We start from the raw sequence: 18095 nt of genomic DNA, 5'->3' as shown, positions 1-18095 counted from the left end.
GTAAAAAAGGCCACCCCAACGTTGGGGCGGCCTTTTGTAATTATCATCGGTCGATAACTTAATTCGCTTTGAAAAAGGTTGTCATTCCAAACGGAGTGAAAAATCTGGGTCGAACTTAAGAAGCTAGCCTCTATCCCTCGCTCCGTCTGGAATGACAACTTCTCGTTTCTGGTGACTACAAGCTAGTGTGGGTGACAGCTAGAAGCCAACTACCTAGGTCCAGTAGAGCAATGGGGAGTTGGGGAAGCGCAGCTGCCATTCCTGGTGGAAGAACTCCTTGAGCGTGCGCATGTCGGCGGGCTGGTACACGAACTTGGTACCACCAAACTTGTTGCGCTTCACGGCCCGAGTAGCCTCCTCCAAATCCAAGGAAGTATTGGGGTACCATTGTAGCAGCACATCCTTGGAGCCCGGCGTGAAGCGGTGCGTGATGCATTCGGCCGTCAGGTCGCAGGGGAAATCGAGGGTAGCGGCTAGCCGGTCGAGCAAGTGGCGGTACTCATCCTGCCAGCCCGGCAGGGCATAATGGGTGCCAGCACCACACCTACCGGGTAGCCGCCCCCGCCCTGCTCCGAGGGCAGCGCTAGCTGGCGCAGGGCCCGGAGCCGGGCTTCCACGGAAGCAGTACCGCCTTCTAATTTGCGCACGGCGGCTTCAGCATTTAAACTAAAGCGGGCCCGCGTGCGGCCGTGGTGGGGCAGCCCCAGCAGGGAATCCACGTGGTCGTACTTGCTCACGAAGCGCAGGTGAGTGCCTTCGCGCTGCCCAAAATACCGAATGCACTCGGCCAAGGAGCCGGTCAGGTGCTCAATGCCCAGCACATCCGTATAGCAACTCACCTCGAAGCTAGTAACGCGGCCGGGCTGCTCGTAGGCCTGGGTATTTTCCAGTAGTTGAGGCAGGTTAGCAAACACCTTCACCACGGGCGGGCCGGCCAAGCTACCAGCCAGGTAGCAGTACTGGCAGTGGGCGGGCAGCCCTCGGCTAGGTTCATCTGCCAGTCGGCGGAGGGCGGCGTGGGCTGCAAGCGCAGAGAGCTAGGCGGGGCGCATACCACGGCCAGGGTGCTTTTGGCGCGGCGGTACGTGTCGCGGGCGTCTTCGCCGCGCACCCCCGTGAGGCGGTTGCTTTTCAGCAGCTCTACTTCCAGGCCGTGCGCGGTAACGCGCTCCAGCATCTGCTGGCCGAAAGGCTGGTCCAGGGCATCCGGGGTAAACACTACCCGTTTGGGCAGCCAGAGCTTGGCCGCGTGCGTACGCGCTTCAGCAACGGGGGGCGTCAGGAGGTCGAGCGAAGGAAACAGCTGGGGTTCTGTCATAGCTAGTTATAACACCAGGCGCCCCCAGATAGCTCCCGCAGAACTAGTATTTTACTACCCTTAGGCCGGTTTTTTACTGCTGCTGGTGGGGCCCTGCTACCGGTTCAGCAACGGGCAGAAATACCTCGGCCAGCATGCAGCGGGCACTGCCGCCACCAATGGTTTCAATGGTAGGGATGGCAAGCGGCAACAGCTCGGCGTACTGCTCCAGCCGCCGGCGCTCCTCGGGCCGCAGAGCATCGTAGGCACTCTGGGAGAGGGCCAGCAGCTCGGGGCCGTGGCTGGGCTGCAGCGTGAGCATGTTGCCGGCAAAACAGGCCACTTGGGCTAGCGTGATGGGCAGTATCTCGTGGCCGGTGCGGGTAAGCGACTCTACCACGGCGGCGCGCTCGGCGGGGTTGGTGATGCTTTCCAGGCACACCACGGCAAAGCGGGCCCCCACGCACATCATTACGTTGGTGTGGTAGATGTCGTGGCCATCAGCATCATGGGCCCGGAAAGCAACGGGCTCGTAGCCTAGCTTCGCGGCCACCTCCCGAAACAAGCCTTCATCGGTGCGGGCCGACAGCGCAGCGTAGGCAATGCGGTGCACATGGTCGAAAATAATGCTACCAGTGCCTTCCAGAAACCGGCCCGCCTGTTCGTGCTCCGACAGGTCCACTACTTCCCGAATACCAAAACGCTGGCCCAGAGTTTCCAGAATGTCGGGGCGCCGCTCCGGCCGGCGGTTGGGGGCACACATGGGGTAGAGCAGCACCCGACCATCGGGGTGAAATGTGCCCCAGTTGTTAGGAAACACCGCATCAGGGGTGTGCGGCTCGGCTGGGGCCTCGAACACGAGTACCTGCATGTGGTGGGCGCGCAACGTAGCCACTACGGCATCAAACTCGGCAAAAGCTCGCGCTTGAATAGCCTCCGCATCCAGGCCCGCCATATACCGCTGGAAGTGGTTGGACTGGGCCGTTTCGACGTTAAAGGTGAAGCGCGTGGGCCGGACAAGGAAGACGGTGCGGGCAGATTGCATGCGGCGGGAGGCTAGGTGGGAAGCACAAAGAAACAGGCTTCCCGCAGAATCTCACTGAGCGGGCGCCGTATGCTCCGCGGGCAGTGGCCCGGCTGCCTTAGCCCGGGCCACCACGGCAAACAGCGGATCCGTACGGCGCGGATTGGGGCTGCGGTCCAGCAGTTCACTGGGTTCCCAGCCGCCCGCGGCCCGTAGCAGCTGATCTACCAGCACCAGATGGCCCTGGTCGTCGAGGGCGCGCCAGGCGGCTATGGCTTTGCTGGGAAAGCAGCGGTTGGAAAACGTAATGACCAGCGGGGCGCCGGGCCGTAGCACCCGCGCCAGTTCGCGCAGCACCACCACGGGCTGGGTCAGGTAGTCGATGGAGACGCAAATGGCCGCTCCATCAAATTCAGCGGCCGCAAAAGGCAACTCGGGGTGTGGTTTAGATCCTGCACCACGTAGGCTTGCAGGCGCGGATTGGCGCGCAGCTCCTGCTCATTCATGCCCAGGCCCACTACCCGGGCGTAGGCTACCTCGGCGGGCAGGTGGCTTACCCAGCTACTCATTAAGTCCAGCAGAACGCTGCCCGGCTTGAAATATTCCCGGTAGAGTTGGGTTACGGCAGCCAGCGCGGGCTCGTCGAGGTGGGTAACGAAGCGGGGTTGCCGGTAGAATTCGGCATCCGGGTTCTCATCGAGGCGGCGGAAGGCGCTGGCGGGAAACGGCGAGGCAGGATCGAGGTGCATACGGTACGGAGGTTGGATACGGGCAGCGCGTTTCGAGGGAATCACCGGAGCAGTTAAAATCAGCCGACGTAGTGCACCCCGCTGCCTGCGCATCAATACGAGTTCTGCCGGCAGAAATACGCAAAAAATAGAGCCGCCAAGTATTTATTTATAGGTAGGAAAGCCACCAATGCCCATGCTGAGCCTTATAATTGCGGTACCAGCGGCACGGCCAATACAAGGCGCACACTACCAGCAGCCATACCACGTAGGCGCGCAGCAAGCTAGGCTGATACGTGGCGGGCCACTCCTTGGCAGTTATAAACCCAAAGTTAACGGGCGCGCCAAAGCGTAGCTGCGTCCAGACCCAGGCGCTAAGGCTAATCAGGGCCAGATGCAGCAGGTAGTAAAAAAATGGTACCTGCCCGAAGATGCGTAGAACCTGGCTGAGCCGACCAGTGAAACGCTCCGCAGTGCTGAGCAGCAGCAAGGCTACCCCCAGCGTCAGGCACAAAAAAAGCAGGGACGGTGGGTACTTCGTCACGTTCAGAAACGAAAGCACGCTGTAGCTCAGCCCGCGGGCCTGCGTACTCCAGGGAGCGGGGTCACCGTACCAGTTGGTTGCACGCAGGGCCCCAAATAGCACCAGCAGGGTAGCTCCCGCCAGTCGGAGCCGTTGTTGCCGCTCCATCACTGGCTAAGAACCAGGGTCCGAGCCAGTAGCCCGCCGCCAGCACGGCTACCCAGGGTACCAGCGTGTAAGCGGCCAGCAAGGGCGGCAGTCCCGGCAGCGGAATAACTGTGGGGCTGTTGTGCAGCAGCGCCAACAGCGCATCAGAAACGGTAGCGAGCTGCACAGGTGGTAGGGCGTTGTGCCCCACCATTAGGATGAGGGCCAACAGGCCCAGCAGCCACCGGGGCAACCACAACAGGCCCGCCAGCAACACCATACCCCAGCCGATTACCCATATGACTTGCAGTAGCAGCAACTGATAGCTCCACTGTAACAGCAGGTTAACGACCACCAGCTCCAGCCCGATCAGCCACAGGCCCCGCGTAAGGAGAAACTTGCTTACGTGGCGGCGGTCGGTGTGCTTTTGTTGGTATAAAAAAATGCTAACGCCCGCCAGCAACACGAAGGTTGGAGCACAGAAATGCGTGATCCAGCGCGTGAAGAACAGCACAACCGAGGCCTGGCTGACGTCTTCGGGCCGCACGGGGGTAGGACTCCAGAATTCGCGCACGTGGTCTAGGGCCATTACCACCATCACCAGCCCCCGTACCGCGTCAATGGCCTGTATGCGCGGACTAGTAACACGGCGAAAGGTAGGCAGGGAAGCAGAGTGAGTAGCATGCTGCATATACTAGCACAGGTTGAATAACGAAAAGCCGCACCCAAGCACCAGAAGCAAGCTGGAGATGACAGCTACGCTAACTTGGCTTGAGAACACAGAAAAACCAACAGTTTCCGGCGCCACTGAACTTAGTGCCTATTCATCCGGCTACGCTGAATCCCCTGCTAGTGCGGCAATAAGCACGAAAACAGCCTTTCGATTTATGGCTTCCTGTTACCACAAATGCTGCTTGTGTCTATTTACACCTAAGTACATAAGTTGACACAAGGCTGTGTCAACTTATAACAGCATATAATGACATGACACACAATCGACTCTTCCAATAATGCTGCGCTTAATTCGGCTCTTGTGTAGTGCCCAGCAAGCGGAGCAGAAAGGTGCGTTGTTTTATTTTCAAGCATCCGCTGTTGAAGTGCTGTAATATTAGCAGCTGAGCGTTGACGGCAAGATATAGGTTGGAAGGGAGCAAAAACAAACTGCGTAGGTGCTTACCTGACTTTTATTATTTGTGCTTTTGTACCTCGCTATCCAAAGCACTATATGCCCACACAAGGTGAATTGCATAGCGGCTGTCATGCAGGTCGCGGGGCCGCAATGCTCTGCCGTTGGAGTAGGTACCAAACAAAAGAAGCATGCCCAAGGGCATGCTTCTTAGCTTCTGAAAGAAGAGAGGAGATTAAGCGCGACGCACCTTAACGGCGTTCAGCCCTTTGCGGCCCTGCTCTACTTCGAACTCTACCTTATCATTGTCGCGGATTTCGTCAATGAGGCCGGTTACGTGTACAAAAATGTCTTCGCCGGTTTCAGCGTTGTTGATGAAACCAAAGCCTTTGGTTTCATTAAAGAATTTTACGGTTCCTGTCTGCATGATGCTAGGAGGTGAATGATGATGAAGCAACCAGCAGCGAAACCCTATATATTAATTCAGCACGCGAATTAACGATAGTGACACGAGGCGATTTGCCTTTAACGATGTAAACATACGCATTATTTTTAGATTCTGCCTGCACCAGCGCGGAAGAGCTTCGCCCAGCGGCCTGCCGGAGCACGATGGACGACTACGCCGAACCCGAAGCCCTAGGTGGCTACGTTCCGGTTGGTTTGCCTAACCACCAGTCAGACTTACAGTTGGTAGCCTTCGTTTACCACGAACGTTTTAAGCAAAATGAGCATGCCTTCGTCAATATCGGGCAGATGGGCATCCAGGAAGGTAGACCGGAACGGATTGATGTAGCCAGTGAGGCGGAGGTAATCTTCACTGGACAAGGTTTGAAACCCCATTGACCAATCGGCAAACACCCGGGCTGTAATGGGCCCATCGGCCAGCGTGTGCACGCGCGTATGCCAGTAGTCGGCCTGAATAGTGGCGTAGATTTGCCGCACGGCGGGCGCCTCCCCTTCCAGCACTTGCAGAAAGCTGCCATTGTTGTAAAGCAGTAGCCCGGTAATATGGAGCCGCTGATTATTGGCCCGCGACTGTCGCAGCAGAAACTTCAGCTCCGCCGTAGTGGGTAGCCCAACCGCGGAACTCTGATAGACGATGTGATGCATGGCCGGAGAAAGGGGGCGCCGGTGCCGGGCGAGGTGCGTGCTCCACCAAGGAGCAGGAGGAATAACTTACGCAGTTCCCTCTTGATAAACAAGCTAAACAAGGGCTATTCCCAAACGCAGCCGGCCTGCTACCCACGGGCCAGCTGCCCGCTGCTACAGGCTGAACACCTCATACCGCCAGCCGCTACCACGCACCAAGGCCGGCTGCTGAATACACTATCAGCAGCCGGCCTTGGTGCACGCAGATTCCTTAAAGCAGAGTAGTTGCTAGCCTACCTGCACGACAATTTTGCCGAAGTGGGAGCCACTACCCATGTACGCCAACGCTTCTTTAGCTTGTTCAAAACCAAATGTTTGGCTGATGATTGGCTTCAGCTGGTTCCGGTCGAAGGCCTGAAGCAGGTCAGTGAGCATGTGGGTGCTGCCTACGTAAATGCCCTGAATGCGCTGGGTATTGATGGGCACCATGCCCAGGTTAGGCGCCTCGTTGGCAGGGCCTCCCACGGCCCCAATCTGGAAGATGCTACCCCCGGCCTTGAGGGCCTTCACGGAGCGGGCCATTTGACCGGCTACTTCCAGCACATAGTCAGCGCCTTGGCCCTGGGTTAACGCCCGGACTTGCTCGTCCCAGTCAGGGGTTGCTTTGTAATTAATAACGTAGTCGGCTCCCATTTCGCGGGCTTGCGCGAGCTTCTCGTCGGAGCTGGAGGTGATAATAACCTGGGCACCCATTAGCTTGGCTATCTGCAAACCAAAGATGGAAACCCCACCCGTGCCCTGCAGCAGCACCGTATCGGTGGGCTTGAGCTGCGCCTGCATTACCAGGGAATGCCAAGCCGTTACGCCGGCGCAGGGAAAAGCGGCAGCTTCCTCAAAGGAAAATGAGTCGGGTACTTTGGCTACCGAGTTTTCCGGGAAAGTCACGTACTCGGCCAGCACGCCGTCGGTGCTGCCACCCAAGGAGCGAGCAGTTTTGGCAGCCGAAAACGGTCCGTCGTGCCAGTCAGGAAAGAAGTTTACGGCTACTCGGTCGCCCACCTGAATGGTTGTTACGCTTTGGCCAACTTCGGTTACTACCCCCGCCGCGTCGCTGAACGGAATAAAGGGTAGCTTCTCGCCGGGGTAGCCAAACCAGCCGTTGGCCAGGGCCCAGTCGCGGAAATTCAGGGACACAGCTTTTACCTGAATCTTAACTTCGTGGTCGCGGACCGCGGGCTCGTCGTAGTTGTTGAGCGTGAAGTTTTCCAGGCTTTTGGGTTCGTGCAGCTTGTATGCTTTCATAAGGTAGAGGCGCAGTTGAGTAAGGCCCGAACAACCCGCTCAACCTGCCAATTGTTCGGCCTCCGCCTACCCGCCACGTGGCCTGCTAACGGTAACGCAGGGCATCTTTGCGCATCCAGCCGGTGGTCGTTACCTTTTCCCAGTTGGTGAAACGCACGTACACGGCCTCCCCCGCTCCTCGCCGAGGCGTACTTTGTCGCCCTGCACGCAGTGGGCTTTGCGGGGCTGCGTCAGATCGGGGGAGTTATAAAAATACGAGCGGGCTACCTGCACCACGGCCGTCTGAGCTCCTACGGCGCGGTCTGGTGCGGGGGAAGCTGCAGGTTCCGGGTCTATTTCGTAGCTGTAAGTACCCTCCGGATTTGCGTTTTCAGGTGGCGGAGTTGAACGAACGGGCTGCGTTATCCGTGCTGGGGCAGCGGCCGGGCGGCTGCTCAGGCGGCTTAGTTCGGTGGCCTTCAGCCAGCCCGCCACAATAGCGCCGTTCGGGGTTTTAAAACGGGTTTTAACGAAGCCTTCGCTTTCCTCTTCCCCGTGCACTACGTCGCCGCGCAGCAGGTAGCGGCCAGTGGATGTAGTGTGCTCAGGAGAGGTGAAAAAGTAAGCGGTTTCGGCAATTACCAGGTATTGGCCGCTGGCCCGAAAAGCCTGCCCTCCGGCCTCTGGGGCCTCATCCAGACCAGTTTTTTCGGCATGCACGACGGCTGGGCGGCTGGTTTGCAGCTCCGAGTCCGAACGGCGCGCCTTCTCTTCGGAGCAGGAACTTAACCAGGTTGCCGCCCCTACCCCCAGTAGCATAACCAGCCCGCAGGCGGCCCGGCGCATGAGCGGCTGGGCTTGCCGGCGACTCCGGGCCTCGGCCGCCGCGGGCCGGAATGCAGACCTTTCTTCTTGCTGTAGCTGGCTCATAAGCGTAGTGGTCAGGGCGAATTTTCTGCCGGTGCTGACCGATATGCCTACGCAGTTTCAAACCTTCCGGTCGAGGAAGTGGTAGTACTATTTCCCGGTAACTGCCGGGCTTGTGTGTCGCTGCTGGAAGTTGCTCCGGCGCGGCTACGTAGGCAACCCATTCACGCCCGACGGTTTACGACCTCTTACGACTTCTATCGTGCCAGAACACCCCTCCTCTACCCCGCTAACCAGCCAACTACTTCGCTCCCGGCTCCTATTGTGCTAGCCGGCGCCACCGGGGCCCTGGGCTTACTGATTGCCCACCACCTTCGGCAACGCGGCGCTACCGTGCGGGCCCTGGTGCGGCCCGGCGCCGCCAGCAAAGCCGAAGCGGCGTCGTTGCGGCTCCAGGGCGCGGAAATAGTGGCCGTAGACTACGCCGATGCCGCCGCGCTAACGGCCGCTTGCACCGGAGCTTCCTGCGTGGTATCGGCCTTATCAGGCTTGCGCGAAGTGATTGTGGACGCCCAGACCCAGCTGCTGGATGCGGCCGTGGCCGCCGGCGTGCCGCGCTTTATTCCCTCCGACTTTTCCGCCGACTTCAGCCGGCTACCAGAAGGCGCTAACCGCAACTTCGATTTGCGCCGGGAGTTTCAGCGGCGGCTCGATCAGGCTCCCATTCGGGCTACCTCCATCCTGAACGGCATGTTCACGGATTTGCTGACCGGGCAGGCCCCTTGATCCTGTCGGGTCCGCGCCGGGTGGTGTACTGGGGCGACGCCGACCAGCCCCTGGACTTCACAACCATGATGAACACGGCCGAGTTTACGGCCGCCGCCGCGCTTGACGATGCCACGCCCCGCTACCTGCGCGTAGCCGGCGAAGTAGCCACCATCCGCGGCCTGCAAACGGCCGCTGAGCAAGCCTCAGGCCACCGCTTTAAGCTGCTGCGGGTAGGCGGACTGGGCGTGCTTGCCACCATGATTAAGATTACGCAAACGCTGGTACCGGCCCGCAACGAAGTGTTTCCTCCTTGGCAAGGCATGCAGTACCTGCACAACATGCTCAGCGGCCAAGCCAAGCTGGCTGAGCCCCTGGACAACGCCCGCTACCCCGGCATTCGCTGGACGCCGGTGCGGGCAGTGCTGGCGGCCAGCAAATAGCCGGCCACCTAGGCAGGGTAGGCTTTTTAAGCTCCACATACGCTTTGTTTTCCTTCAGCCCGACGCAGCCTCTGCGTCGGGCTGATTTTTTGGGTGGGCAGGCCAGAGCAAGAAGCCGCCGGTGGCGCGGGGTAGGGCTTGATTCAGCTAGCAGCAATTTTATGTGTACTTACGCTACTTTGCCTCCGGAACCAAGCACCTAATTGCTGCACCAGACGGCCCCGGCTGTCCTACCTTGTACTCCTCCTTTCTCTCTGCCGTATGAAGAAATTAGTATTGCTAGGCGCCGTACTCAGCCTGTTTTTTGGCCGGAACGGGCACACTCAACCTTCGGGCTCGGTCGGCAAAACCGCTAAGAACACCTCAAAATTGGTGGGAACCGAACTGCGGGCGGGCAACCCGGTATTTCCGGGCTGGTACGCCGATCCGGAGGCCGTCATTTTTGGCAAGACCTACTGGATTTACCCCACCTACTCCGCCCCTTTGATCAGCAGGTGTACCTAGATGCGTTTTCCTCGCCCGATCTGGTGCGCTGGACCAAGCACCCGCGCATTGTAGATACAACCAGCATCAGGTGGGCCCGCCGGGCCATGTGGGCGCCCGCCGTGGTGCGGAAAGGCGGTAAGTATTTTCTATTTTTCGGGGCCAACGATGTGCACGAGGGCGAGGTAGGCGGCATTGGAGTGGCAGTGGCCGACCGGCCGGAGGGCCCGTTCCAGGACTACCTCGGCAAGCCCTTGGTTGGCAACATTCATAACGGCGCCCAGCCCATTGACCAATTCGTTTTCCAGGATACGGACGGGCAGTACTACCTGCTCTATGGGGGCTGGTCGCACTGCAACATCGCGCGCCTCAAGCCCGATTTCACCGGCTTTCTCCCCTACCCCGATGGTACCACTTTCAAGGAAATCACGCCTCAGAATTATGTAGAAGGCCCAATTATGTTTCGGCGCGGCGGCAAGTACTACTTCATGTGGTCGGAAGGTGGGTGGGCCGGCCCCGATTATTCCGTAGCCTACGCCGTAGCCGATTCGCCGCTGGGCCCTTTCCAGCGGGTAGGCAAAATTCTGCAGCAGGATGCGGCCGTGGCCACCGGCGCCGGCCACCACTCCGTTATTCAGGTGCCGGGTAAGGATGAATGGTACATTGTCTATCACCGCCGCCCTTTGGGTGAAACCGACATGAACCACCGCGTCACTTGCATCGACCGGATGTATTTTGATGCCCAAGGCCGTATTCAGCCAGTAAAAATCACTCAGGAGGGCGTAGCGAAACGCAAGCTGTAGATTGATGGTGCTGTAGTTGGTGCTTACCTGTCCGCCAGGCATTGCCTTCTTCATCCCCAACTCGTAAACCATAGCCCACACTTCAACACAGCCCGTATGCGCCTGCTTGCCCTGGCTTGCTTTTTTGCGGCCCCTACTCTGTGGGCGTGCTCCTCACGGGAGGCTGATAAGCGCCGGCCCAAGCCGGCTACTGCGGTGCTGGTATTTTCCAAAACCAGTGGTTTTTACCATGAGTCCATCCCGGCTGGCATCCGAGCAATTCAGGCCTTGGGACAGGAGCACAACTTTCAAGTGGACACTACCACGAATGCCAACCTGTTTACCGCAGCCAGGTTAAGTTCTTACCGCGCGGTAGTGTTTTTGAGTACTACCCAAGATGTACTGACTGAAGATCAGCAAACGGCGTTTGAGCAGTATATCCGAAGCGGGCGTGGGTTTGTGGGCGTACACGCCGCTACCGATACGGAATACAATTGGCCCTGGTATGGGCAGCTAGTAGGTGCTTACTTCAATGGGCATCCAGCTATTCAGCCGGCCATTATTAACGTGGTAAACAGCGCCCATCCGGCCACTGCAGGCTTGCCGGCCCGCTGGTCACGCACGGACGAGTGGTACAACTTCCGCACTATCAGCCCTGATCTTACCATTCTAGCAACGCTGGATGAAAGCACGTACTCTGGAGGCACCAACGGTGCGAACCACCCCATTGCCTGGTGCCACGAGGTAGATGGCGGCCGGGCATTTTATACGGCTGGCGGGCATACTTCCGAGAGTTTCAGTGAGCCCTTATTCCGCCAACACCTGTTGGGTGGCATTCAATATGCCATTGGCAAGGAATAGAAGCGTGGGCATACCCCTGACTCTGAACGCGGCTAAACAGCAACCCCAGCGCAGCTTTTACCCCGAAGAGAAAGTACAATAATGCCGTCCGTGGGCGTAGCCGGGGCAACAGGCTTTGGCCAAGTTCCACTAGCGCCTACGGCTTTCGGAGCACCCACCGGAAGCTGATGTCCTTGGAATCATCCGTTAGCAAATCCAGCCACAAGTATATAATGCAGCCTGTGGTCCGCCCTGCCTCAGCAACTTAGTCTAGCTTCATCACACGGGGCTAGCCTTCACCAGCGCCACGTACAGCTGCTTGCTGCTACAGTTACAAGAAGTCCGGTAGTGGCTGCACAACTTTGGGCAAGATTGCACGGGTTACGCACCATTCCTGCACCGCAGTAGGAGGCCAACTAGCCACGGCCGCGCACTGCTTTCCTCGGTGGCTTGGTAGCGGATAACACGCTTGTAGCTGAAGTATGTACTCCCTCCTCCCACAAATGAACAACGCCGCCTGAGTTTCCTCGGGCGGCGCAGTATTGTGCTGCTTATGTGGTAATGGAAGGAATACTTCCGCTCAACGCCCAATGTCCTGACCAAAAATTGGGTGGAATCCAGAGCGAAAAGTATGTTCTACTAAGTCTGACGTCTGCGGACTCGAAACCACTCTATTGGTTCGCCCTTTCATTAAGGGGTAGCCAGAGAGAAATTTCGAGTCCGTAGACGCCAGTCTAGGGGTTGATCAGAACCCAATGCCAATGCACTTGTAGCCGGGGCAGCTGGTAGCCGGCTACCCGAAGATTATTTTAGCTTGATACCTTGCGCTTCCATTGCCCGCTCCTGCTGGGCGTGGTTGGCCAGAAACTCGGCGTGTTGGGCCTCCGTGCGCTCGGTGCCGAGGCTAGCCAGGTGCTCACGCAGCTTGTCGGCCGGCATGTCGGCGCCGTAGGACGGAGTACCGGGCTGCTGCCGCCACGACTGGTGTAGGGTCCCGTCGTCCACGGCGTCGAAGCCCAGTTCCTCCACCAGGGCCATTACTTTCTGCTTGGCTGCGGCACCGTCGGAGGCCACGGGCAGGGCAATGCGGCCGGGCGTACCGGCGGGCTGGCCCTTACCTTCAAGGTGGTGGGCGTAGATGTTATTGAACACCTTCACCACGGGACGACCCAGGTGCTGCTGCACCCACTCGCTCTCGGTCAGGCTACCCGTTTCCAGCTCCGGTATTTTACCGTCGCGCAGCAGAGGATAGTAGTTGCTCGTGTCGATAACGGGTACCTCAGCCGGCACGCCCGCGAATAAGTCCTTGGGCAGGTCGGGAATGTTCTTGAGCGGAATGGTCACCACGAGTAAGTCGCTGCCGCGCTGGGCCGCTTCCTGAGCCGTGACGGGCGTAGCGCCGGTTTTTTGGGCCACCTCTTGCAGCGTCTCGGGGCCGCGGGAGTTGGCAATGTAAACCGTATGGCCGAGGCTGGTGAGCCGCACGGCCAGGGCGCTGCCAATGTGGCCGGCCCCAATGATTCCGATTTTCATGGTAGGGTTGTTTGGTTCGTGCGCCGGTGATGTGCCGGCGCAGGAAGGTAAACAACGGAAGCGGGTGGTTTGCTTTTTTGGGCTTACGTCTTTAGAACGAACAACGCCGCCGGAGCGGGGCTCAGGCGGCGTTGTAGCTGGTTGGTGGTAACATGGCAATAAAACTATTGTTTCTGCCTGTCCCTTTAGTTTAATCTTCAGCCACAATTCTTTTCTTTAATCCTTAACTAGAGTAGCACTAGTATTGCCACAGTCCTTTTGAACAGATACGTATTCTGAAACCTTCACATTTTCAGATTTAAATTTTTCAAAATCAGGATGTTCTCTTACCTCCTTTAAAATCGGAAACTCAAACAAATGAAAGACGCTTATCTCATCATTATTAACAGCATGATGAACTAACCTAAAGAATTTATCGGAATCCTCAGTTAATCCATAAAATCCTATCTGAAATATTAATGACTTATCTGAATAATCAGCCTCCTTTACTTCTTTTTCAATGTCTTTCCATCTACCCTGCCTTTTCTTACATAGCCAGTAATTTAGTTGAGCCGACGTTCTACATACAATAGGCGCTTTTTTATCACCTATCAAAAACACATTTGCTATTTCAGCAATTGACCATTTTTCCGCAACTAAATAATCATAACCTAAGGACATTAATATATTTCCGCGTTCTTCATTTTCTGGCTCTAATTTTTTCCATAGTTCACAAGCTATTAAGGTGAAAACTAAATGAAGTTTATCAATTGCAGATTCTAAATATTCTTTCGTAATGTTTAATACATCTCCTATTTCTCTTTTTTCTTGATTATCAATTGAAACTTTCGACAAATATATTGAATTAACTTTACCGCCATTATGAATTATCAAATTCCGCCTTTGATATATTTCAATTAATTCGTTCTCAAAGTCTTTAACGTATCCAACGCCTAAGCTTAATTCACTCTTCAGTGTTCCAATCCAATCTTTGAAACTACTTCTTAATATCTCTTCTATCTTACTATCAATAAGATAATTTTCTGCATCCTCAATACTACCAAAAGATTTGATATCTTCCAGCTTGAGTGTCTTGTTTTTTATACCAGCTGATTCCGGGAACTTGTCATAGTAAAAATGCAATATTTGTGAAAAAAACCACTCAACTGAACTAAGCAAACTAATCAAAGAACTCTTGTAGAGCTGCTCCTTCTGCTTAGTTGTTTTAGCAATATTATCAAGCGCAGATGTAATATTCGAAGAATCACCGCTAATAAATTTGAATGATGTACCTAAAACATCGCCTTTATCACTTCGCTTCTCAACTACTTCTATCTCGCCATCAAATATAGATTTCAGCTCTTCCCCATACTTTATAGCCTCGGCTTCGTTGTTAGCTCTGTTCTTTAGCATAGCCAATACTATTGGCCTCAGCGAGTCAGCATTTTCGTCAAATACTTTCTCTTCGTACTCCGAAAGAAAAGGGTTTATTAATTCAACAAACTCTTTTAAACCTTCTATACTCTCGTGAAATTCTGAAATATACTTGTCAAACATCTTTTTATTTGTAAGTGATTATTTACTCTTAGGAATCTTCACCCCACGCTCCTCGGCTACCTGCTGGGCCAGCCCGTAGCCCGCGTCGGCATGGCGAAAGATACCCATGCCGGGGTCGGTGGTCAAAACCCGTTTTAACCTTTCGGCTTTTTCGGGAGTGCCGGTGGCTACTATCACCATGCCGGCGTGGGTGCTGTTGCCGATGCCCACGCCGCCGCCGTTGTGCAGGCTCACCCAGTCGGCACCGGAGGCAGTGTTGGCCAGAGCATTGAGCAGGGGCCAGTCGGCTACGGCGTCGGAGCCGTCCTGCATGCCTTCGGTTTCGCGGTTGGGCGAGGCCACGGAGCCGCAGTCGAGGTGGTCGCGGCCAATAACGATGGGAGCCGAAACTTCGCCGCGGGCTACCAAGTCGTTGATGACCAGACCGAACTGGGCCCGCTCGCCGTAGCCCAGCCAGCACACGCGGGCGGGCAGGCCGATACACGGGACCTTCGCCTGGGCCTTCTCAATCCAGCGGGCTAGCATTTTATTGTCAGGAAATGTTTCGAGCAGGGCGCGGTCGAGGCGCGCAATATCGGCTGGGTCGCCGGAAAGCGCTACCCAGCGGAACGGCCCTTTCCCTTCGCAGAACAAAGGCCGGATATATGCCGGCACGAAGCCGGGGTAGAGAAATTGGCCGTTCTCGTCGCGCACCTGCAGGCCGCCTTTTTCGGCTTGCCCGCGCAGGTTGTTGCCATAGTCAAGGGCCACCGCTCCGCCGGCCTGCAGGTCAATAATGGCCTGGCAATGCTTCACGATGGACTGTAGGGCTTGGCGCTTGAATTCCTCGGGGTTGCTCTGGCGCAGTTGCAATACGGCCTCAATGTTGCCCTCAGGAATGTAGTCCATTAGGTCGTGGGCTGAGGTCTGGTCCGTGACGATGTCGGCCCGGTAGCCGCGCGCCAGCAGCTCGGGTAGCACCGTGGCGGCATTGCCCGTCAGGCCGATGCTCCAACCTCGGCGCGCCTGCTTATACTGCTGGCACAGCTCCAGGGCGTGGTCCAGGTTGCGGGCTTGCTCGTCGAGGTAGCCCTCTTGTACCTTCTGCTTTACGCGGGCGTCGATGGGCTCGATGACCAGACACACGCCGTCGTTCATGGTCACGGCCAGTGGCTGGGCACCCGACATACCGCCCAAACCAGCCGTGACGGTAACCGTGCCGGCCAGCGTACCACCAAAATGCCTGTCGGCTACGGCGGCGAAGGTTTCGTAGGTGCCCTGCAGGATGCCCTGGGTAGCAATATAAATCCAGGAGCCGGCCGTCATCTGCCCGTACATCATCAACCCCAGCTTGTCTAGCTCGTCGAAGTACTCCTGGGTGCTCCAGGCGGGCACAATGTTGCTATTGGCAATGAGCACCCGTGGGGCGTGGGCCCAGGTGCGAATCACGCCCACGGCCTTGCCCGACTGCACCAGCATGGTTTCGTCGGCCTCCAAGTTCTTGAGCGTGCTGACGATGGTTTGGTACTCCTTCCAGTTACGGGCCGCGCGGCCAGCGCCCCCGTATACAATCAGCTCGTCGTAGACCAAGCTCACGGCTGGGTCGAGGTTGTTTTCGAGCATGCGCAGGGCCGCTTCGGCTTCCCAGGTTTTGCAGCGCAACGTGGAGCCATGCTGGGCGCGCACGGTTTCCGTGGGCTTGTACTCGTAGTGCATTGGCCGGGTAACGGGCGTACCTACCTCGTCCGATTTGCTGGTGGCTTCGAGGTGGAGTTCGGGGTAGGAAGGGCGGAGCGTGACATGGCGGGCGGCGAGTTGGGATGGTAGGGGTTGGGCTGGGAAGATAAAGTTTTCCCAGGTGTTCCGGTTGCCACTCCCGCAACAGCAGCTTCCCTCCTACTGCCAGTCGCTGCCTGAGCCCGCGCCAACAGGCACGGTTGAGCCAGAACGAGCCGCAGTTGGCTTCATCCTACGGCGGCCGTAACTACCTACTGTTTTACAATAAGAGTAGCCGTGCTGCTCCTAACCAGAACTAGCAAAAATTTTTACGGAGCATTGAGTGGCTGCTAGTGTTCAGTATTGCCTTACCCTCATTTTCAGGTTGGGCACTGAACATGAACACCTTAGCTAGAACTATTTTTCAGCACACGGTAGAGCCTGCAAGCTGAACAATATAAAATAAACAAGATTTTTTTAATCAATAAAAGGTTACCTGCATCCTGTTTGGAGTATAAAGCCCTGATTCCTTGCTAAGCACGCGGAATCAGCTCTGACATTCCACACTTTATCTACCAACACCATGAAAAAAGTACTGTTTTTAGCCCTGGCTGCGGCCTCTTTCTCTTTTGCTTCGTGCGGCGGTGGCAGCGGCTCTGAGAGCGGCGCTAGCGGCTCCGAGGGTGGTAGCGGCAGCGGCACTGGTACCGAAGCTACCGGCAGCGGTTCGGGCTCTATGGATGCTTCCGGCGAGGCTGGCATGAGCAGCGACACTAGCTCCATGGGCACGGGCTCCGGCGGCGGCGGCACTACCAGCAACGGTGACCAGAGCGCAGGTGGCACTACCGGTGCTAGCGGCTCCACTACGGGTGGTAGCACGGCCGGCGGCTCTACCGCAGGTGGCAGCACGTCCGGTGGCATGGGCACTACTGCCGGTGGCAGCACCGCAGGTGGCACTACGACGGGCGGTTCAACGGCTGGTGGTAGCACCGCTGGTGGTACTGGCTCCACCACGGGTGGCAGCACGGCTGGTGGCACCACTACGGGTCGCTAAGCTTGCGTAACCCCATTTCAAGAAGGCCCTTCAGCTAGCTGAAGGGCTTTTTTTGTGCCTGCTAACGAGCTTCCTGCGGGGCCGGTTTGGGTTATAGTAGTTTAGGCAAGCTCGACACTACTAAAAAATCAAGATTCTTTATACTTCTGGTGGGTTACCTGGGCTGGCTGTTGGTATCAAGGGCCACCTTCACCTGTAGCGGGCTCGGCGTCATTCCGGCAACCTACCTGCTGCTCAACCTACCAATCTCATGAAAAAAGTATTGTTCCTTGCCTTGGCTGCTGCTTCCTTCACGTTTGCTTCCTGCGGTGGCGATGCCACGACGGCCAACGAAGGCGGCACCGGCGCCGATGACGCTTCGGCCACGGAGTCGCCCGCAACGGAGGCTGCCACTACTGCCCCCGCTGACTCCACCACGGACATGGGCGCTGGCGCCACAACCGAAGGCGGCGCTACCACGGCTGGTAGCACGGGTACCACCACTGGTGCAACCACGGCCCAGTAGTAATTTTCTGCGGTAGCGCAAGAAGAAGCCCCTCACTAGTTGAAGGGCTTTTTCTTGCGCTATTCGCAGAAAATTACCCAGTTGGACGGGCGCAAAGGGAGATTCACCAAATAAATAGTCCGCATTCGTATACCTACCGCAGGATTCTCCGTATGTACCCGCGCTGGCTCACCCAGGCTGGCTTCCACCGCTTACGTTTTTGTATTATGCAGCGTTTTTCTACTCTTTTTCGCTTTTTTGCGCTCTTCTTGCTACTCGTGCTTGGAGCCGCTAACCGCCAGCACCCACTGGTTAATCTTTCCCTTTCGGAGGAAGTTTCGGCTTTCTTCCGCAGCGTAGCCTCTTCCAATAGCTAAGGCCCGCGCGTATCACCTCAA

General features: G+C 57.0%; 17 protein-coding genes and 2 pseudogenes. 6 read left to right on the top strand and 13 right to left on the bottom strand.

All coding sequences use genetic code 11. The annotated features are described in order from the left end of the window. Window positions 1-213: 213 nt before the first annotated feature. From MUN84_RS24750 to MUN84_RS19500, 10 genes and pseudogenes are all read right to left on the bottom strand, one after another. Window positions 214-1177: pseudogene (locus MUN84_RS24750) on the bottom strand (SPL family radical SAM protein). Between the two features lie 214 nt (window positions 1178-1391). After that, the gene (gene ctlX / locus MUN84_RS19540; RefSeq protein ID WP_244695626.1) at window positions 1392-2342 is read right to left on the bottom strand and encodes a citrulline utilization hydrolase CtlX; all 951 of its coding nucleotides are present in this window, start codon (window positions 2340-2342) and stop codon (window positions 1392-1394) included. A 51-nt stretch (window positions 2343-2393) separates the two neighbouring features. Then, complete coding sequence (locus MUN84_RS19535; protein ID WP_244695625.1) at window positions 2394-2753, bottom strand: class I SAM-dependent methyltransferase; 360 nt, start codon at window positions 2751-2753, stop codon at window positions 2394-2396. Further along, complete coding sequence (locus MUN84_RS19530; protein ID WP_244695624.1) at window positions 2693-3070, bottom strand: hypothetical protein; 378 nt, start codon at window positions 3068-3070, stop codon at window positions 2693-2695. Before MUN84_RS19530 ends, MUN84_RS19535 begins: the two co-directional genes overlap by 61 nt. Window positions 3071-3218: 148 nt before the next feature. Further along, window positions 3219-3695 carry a hypothetical protein gene (locus tag MUN84_RS19525; RefSeq protein ID WP_244695623.1) on the bottom strand — a complete coding sequence of 159 codons (477 nt, stop codon included), beginning with the start codon at window positions 3693-3695 and terminating at the stop codon, window positions 3219-3221. Further along, window positions 3655-4410, bottom strand: a complete 756-nt coding sequence (locus tag MUN84_RS19520; RefSeq protein ID WP_244695622.1) for a DUF1624 domain-containing protein — start codon at window positions 4408-4410, stop codon at window positions 3655-3657. The genes MUN84_RS19525 and MUN84_RS19520 overlap by 41 nt, the downstream gene beginning before the upstream one ends. A 670-nt stretch (window positions 4411-5080) precedes the next feature. After that, window positions 5081-5272, bottom strand: a complete 192-nt coding sequence (locus tag MUN84_RS19515) for a cold-shock protein (RefSeq protein WP_019949498.1) — start codon at window positions 5270-5272, stop codon at window positions 5081-5083. A gap of 254 nt (window positions 5273-5526) precedes the next feature. After that, a complete protein-coding gene (locus MUN84_RS19510; RefSeq protein ID WP_244695621.1) occupies window positions 5527-5955 on the bottom strand; it encodes a BLUF domain-containing protein in 429 nt (142 codons plus the stop codon). Between the two features lie 267 nt (window positions 5956-6222). Next, a complete protein-coding gene (locus MUN84_RS19505) occupies window positions 6223-7236 on the bottom strand; it encodes a zinc-dependent alcohol dehydrogenase family protein (RefSeq protein ID WP_244695620.1) in 1014 nt (337 codons plus the stop codon). 129 nt (window positions 7237-7365) lie between these two features. Further along, complete coding sequence (locus tag MUN84_RS19500; protein ID WP_244695619.1) at window positions 7366-8145, bottom strand: hypothetical protein; 780 nt, start codon at window positions 8143-8145, stop codon at window positions 7366-7368. 114 nt (window positions 8146-8259) lie between these two features. Between MUN84_RS19500 and MUN84_RS24185 the strand changes: the two genes are divergently transcribed. The 4 genes and pseudogenes from MUN84_RS24185 to MUN84_RS19485 all read left to right on the top strand — a co-directional run bounded on the left by MUN84_RS24185 (window position 8260) and on the right by MUN84_RS19485 (window position 11416). Continuing rightward, the gene (locus MUN84_RS24185; protein WP_317239014.1) at window positions 8260-8868 is read left to right on the top strand and encodes an NmrA family NAD(P)-binding protein; all 609 of its coding nucleotides are present in this window, start codon (window positions 8260-8262) and stop codon (window positions 8866-8868) included. Further along, window positions 8865-9290 carry a hypothetical protein gene (locus MUN84_RS24180; RefSeq protein WP_317239013.1) on the top strand — a complete coding sequence of 142 codons (426 nt, stop codon included), beginning with the start codon at window positions 8865-8867 and terminating at the stop codon, window positions 9288-9290. Before MUN84_RS24185 ends, MUN84_RS24180 begins: the two co-directional genes overlap by 4 nt. A gap of 369 nt (window positions 9291-9659) precedes the next feature. Continuing rightward, window positions 9660-10576, top strand: a pseudogene (locus tag MUN84_RS19490) (glycoside hydrolase family 43 protein). A 96-nt stretch (window positions 10577-10672) separates the two neighbouring features. Continuing rightward, window positions 10673-11416 (top strand): ThuA domain-containing protein, encoded by a 744-nt coding sequence (locus MUN84_RS19485; protein ID WP_244695618.1) that lies wholly within the window; start codon window positions 10673-10675, stop codon window positions 11414-11416. A 783-nt stretch (window positions 11417-12199) separates the two neighbouring features. On the opposite strand, the gene MUN84_RS19480 is transcribed toward MUN84_RS19485, so the two are convergent. The 3 genes from MUN84_RS19480 to hutU all read right to left on the bottom strand — a co-directional run bounded on the left by MUN84_RS19480 (window position 12200) and on the right by hutU (window position 16159). Beyond that, window positions 12200-12928, bottom strand: coding sequence for an NADPH-dependent F420 reductase (locus MUN84_RS19480; protein ID WP_244695617.1), 729 nt, complete (start codon window positions 12926-12928; stop codon window positions 12200-12202). Window positions 12929-13144: 216 nt separating this feature from the next. Beyond that, the gene (locus MUN84_RS19475; RefSeq protein WP_244695616.1) at window positions 13145-14464 is read right to left on the bottom strand and encodes a hypothetical protein; all 1320 of its coding nucleotides are present in this window, start codon (window positions 14462-14464) and stop codon (window positions 13145-13147) included. Between the two features lie 18 nt (window positions 14465-14482). Beyond that, entirely contained in the window at window positions 14483-16159 is a 1677-nt protein-coding gene (hutU, locus tag MUN84_RS19470) for a urocanate hydratase (RefSeq protein ID WP_244695615.1), read from the bottom strand. Between the two features lie 583 nt (window positions 16160-16742). On the opposite strand from hutU, the gene MUN84_RS19465 reads away from it, so the two are divergent. Both MUN84_RS19465 and MUN84_RS19460 read left to right on the top strand, forming a co-directional pair. Beyond that, the gene (locus MUN84_RS19465; protein WP_244695614.1) at window positions 16743-17213 is read left to right on the top strand and encodes a hypothetical protein; all 471 of its coding nucleotides are present in this window, start codon (window positions 16743-16745) and stop codon (window positions 17211-17213) included. A gap of 250 nt (window positions 17214-17463) precedes the next feature. Next, complete coding sequence (locus tag MUN84_RS19460) at window positions 17464-17718, top strand: hypothetical protein (protein ID WP_244695613.1); 255 nt, start codon at window positions 17464-17466, stop codon at window positions 17716-17718. Window positions 17719-18095 lie beyond the last annotated feature (377 nt).

Source organism: Hymenobacter sp. 5516J-16 (genome assembly GCF_022919335.1).
GTDB classification, from domain to species: Bacteria; Bacteroidota; Bacteroidia; order Cytophagales; family Hymenobacteraceae; genus Hymenobacter; species Hymenobacter sublimis.
The sequence above is the reverse complement of the archived record's forward strand: the minus strand, read 5'-3'. Positions and strand labels throughout refer to the sequence as shown.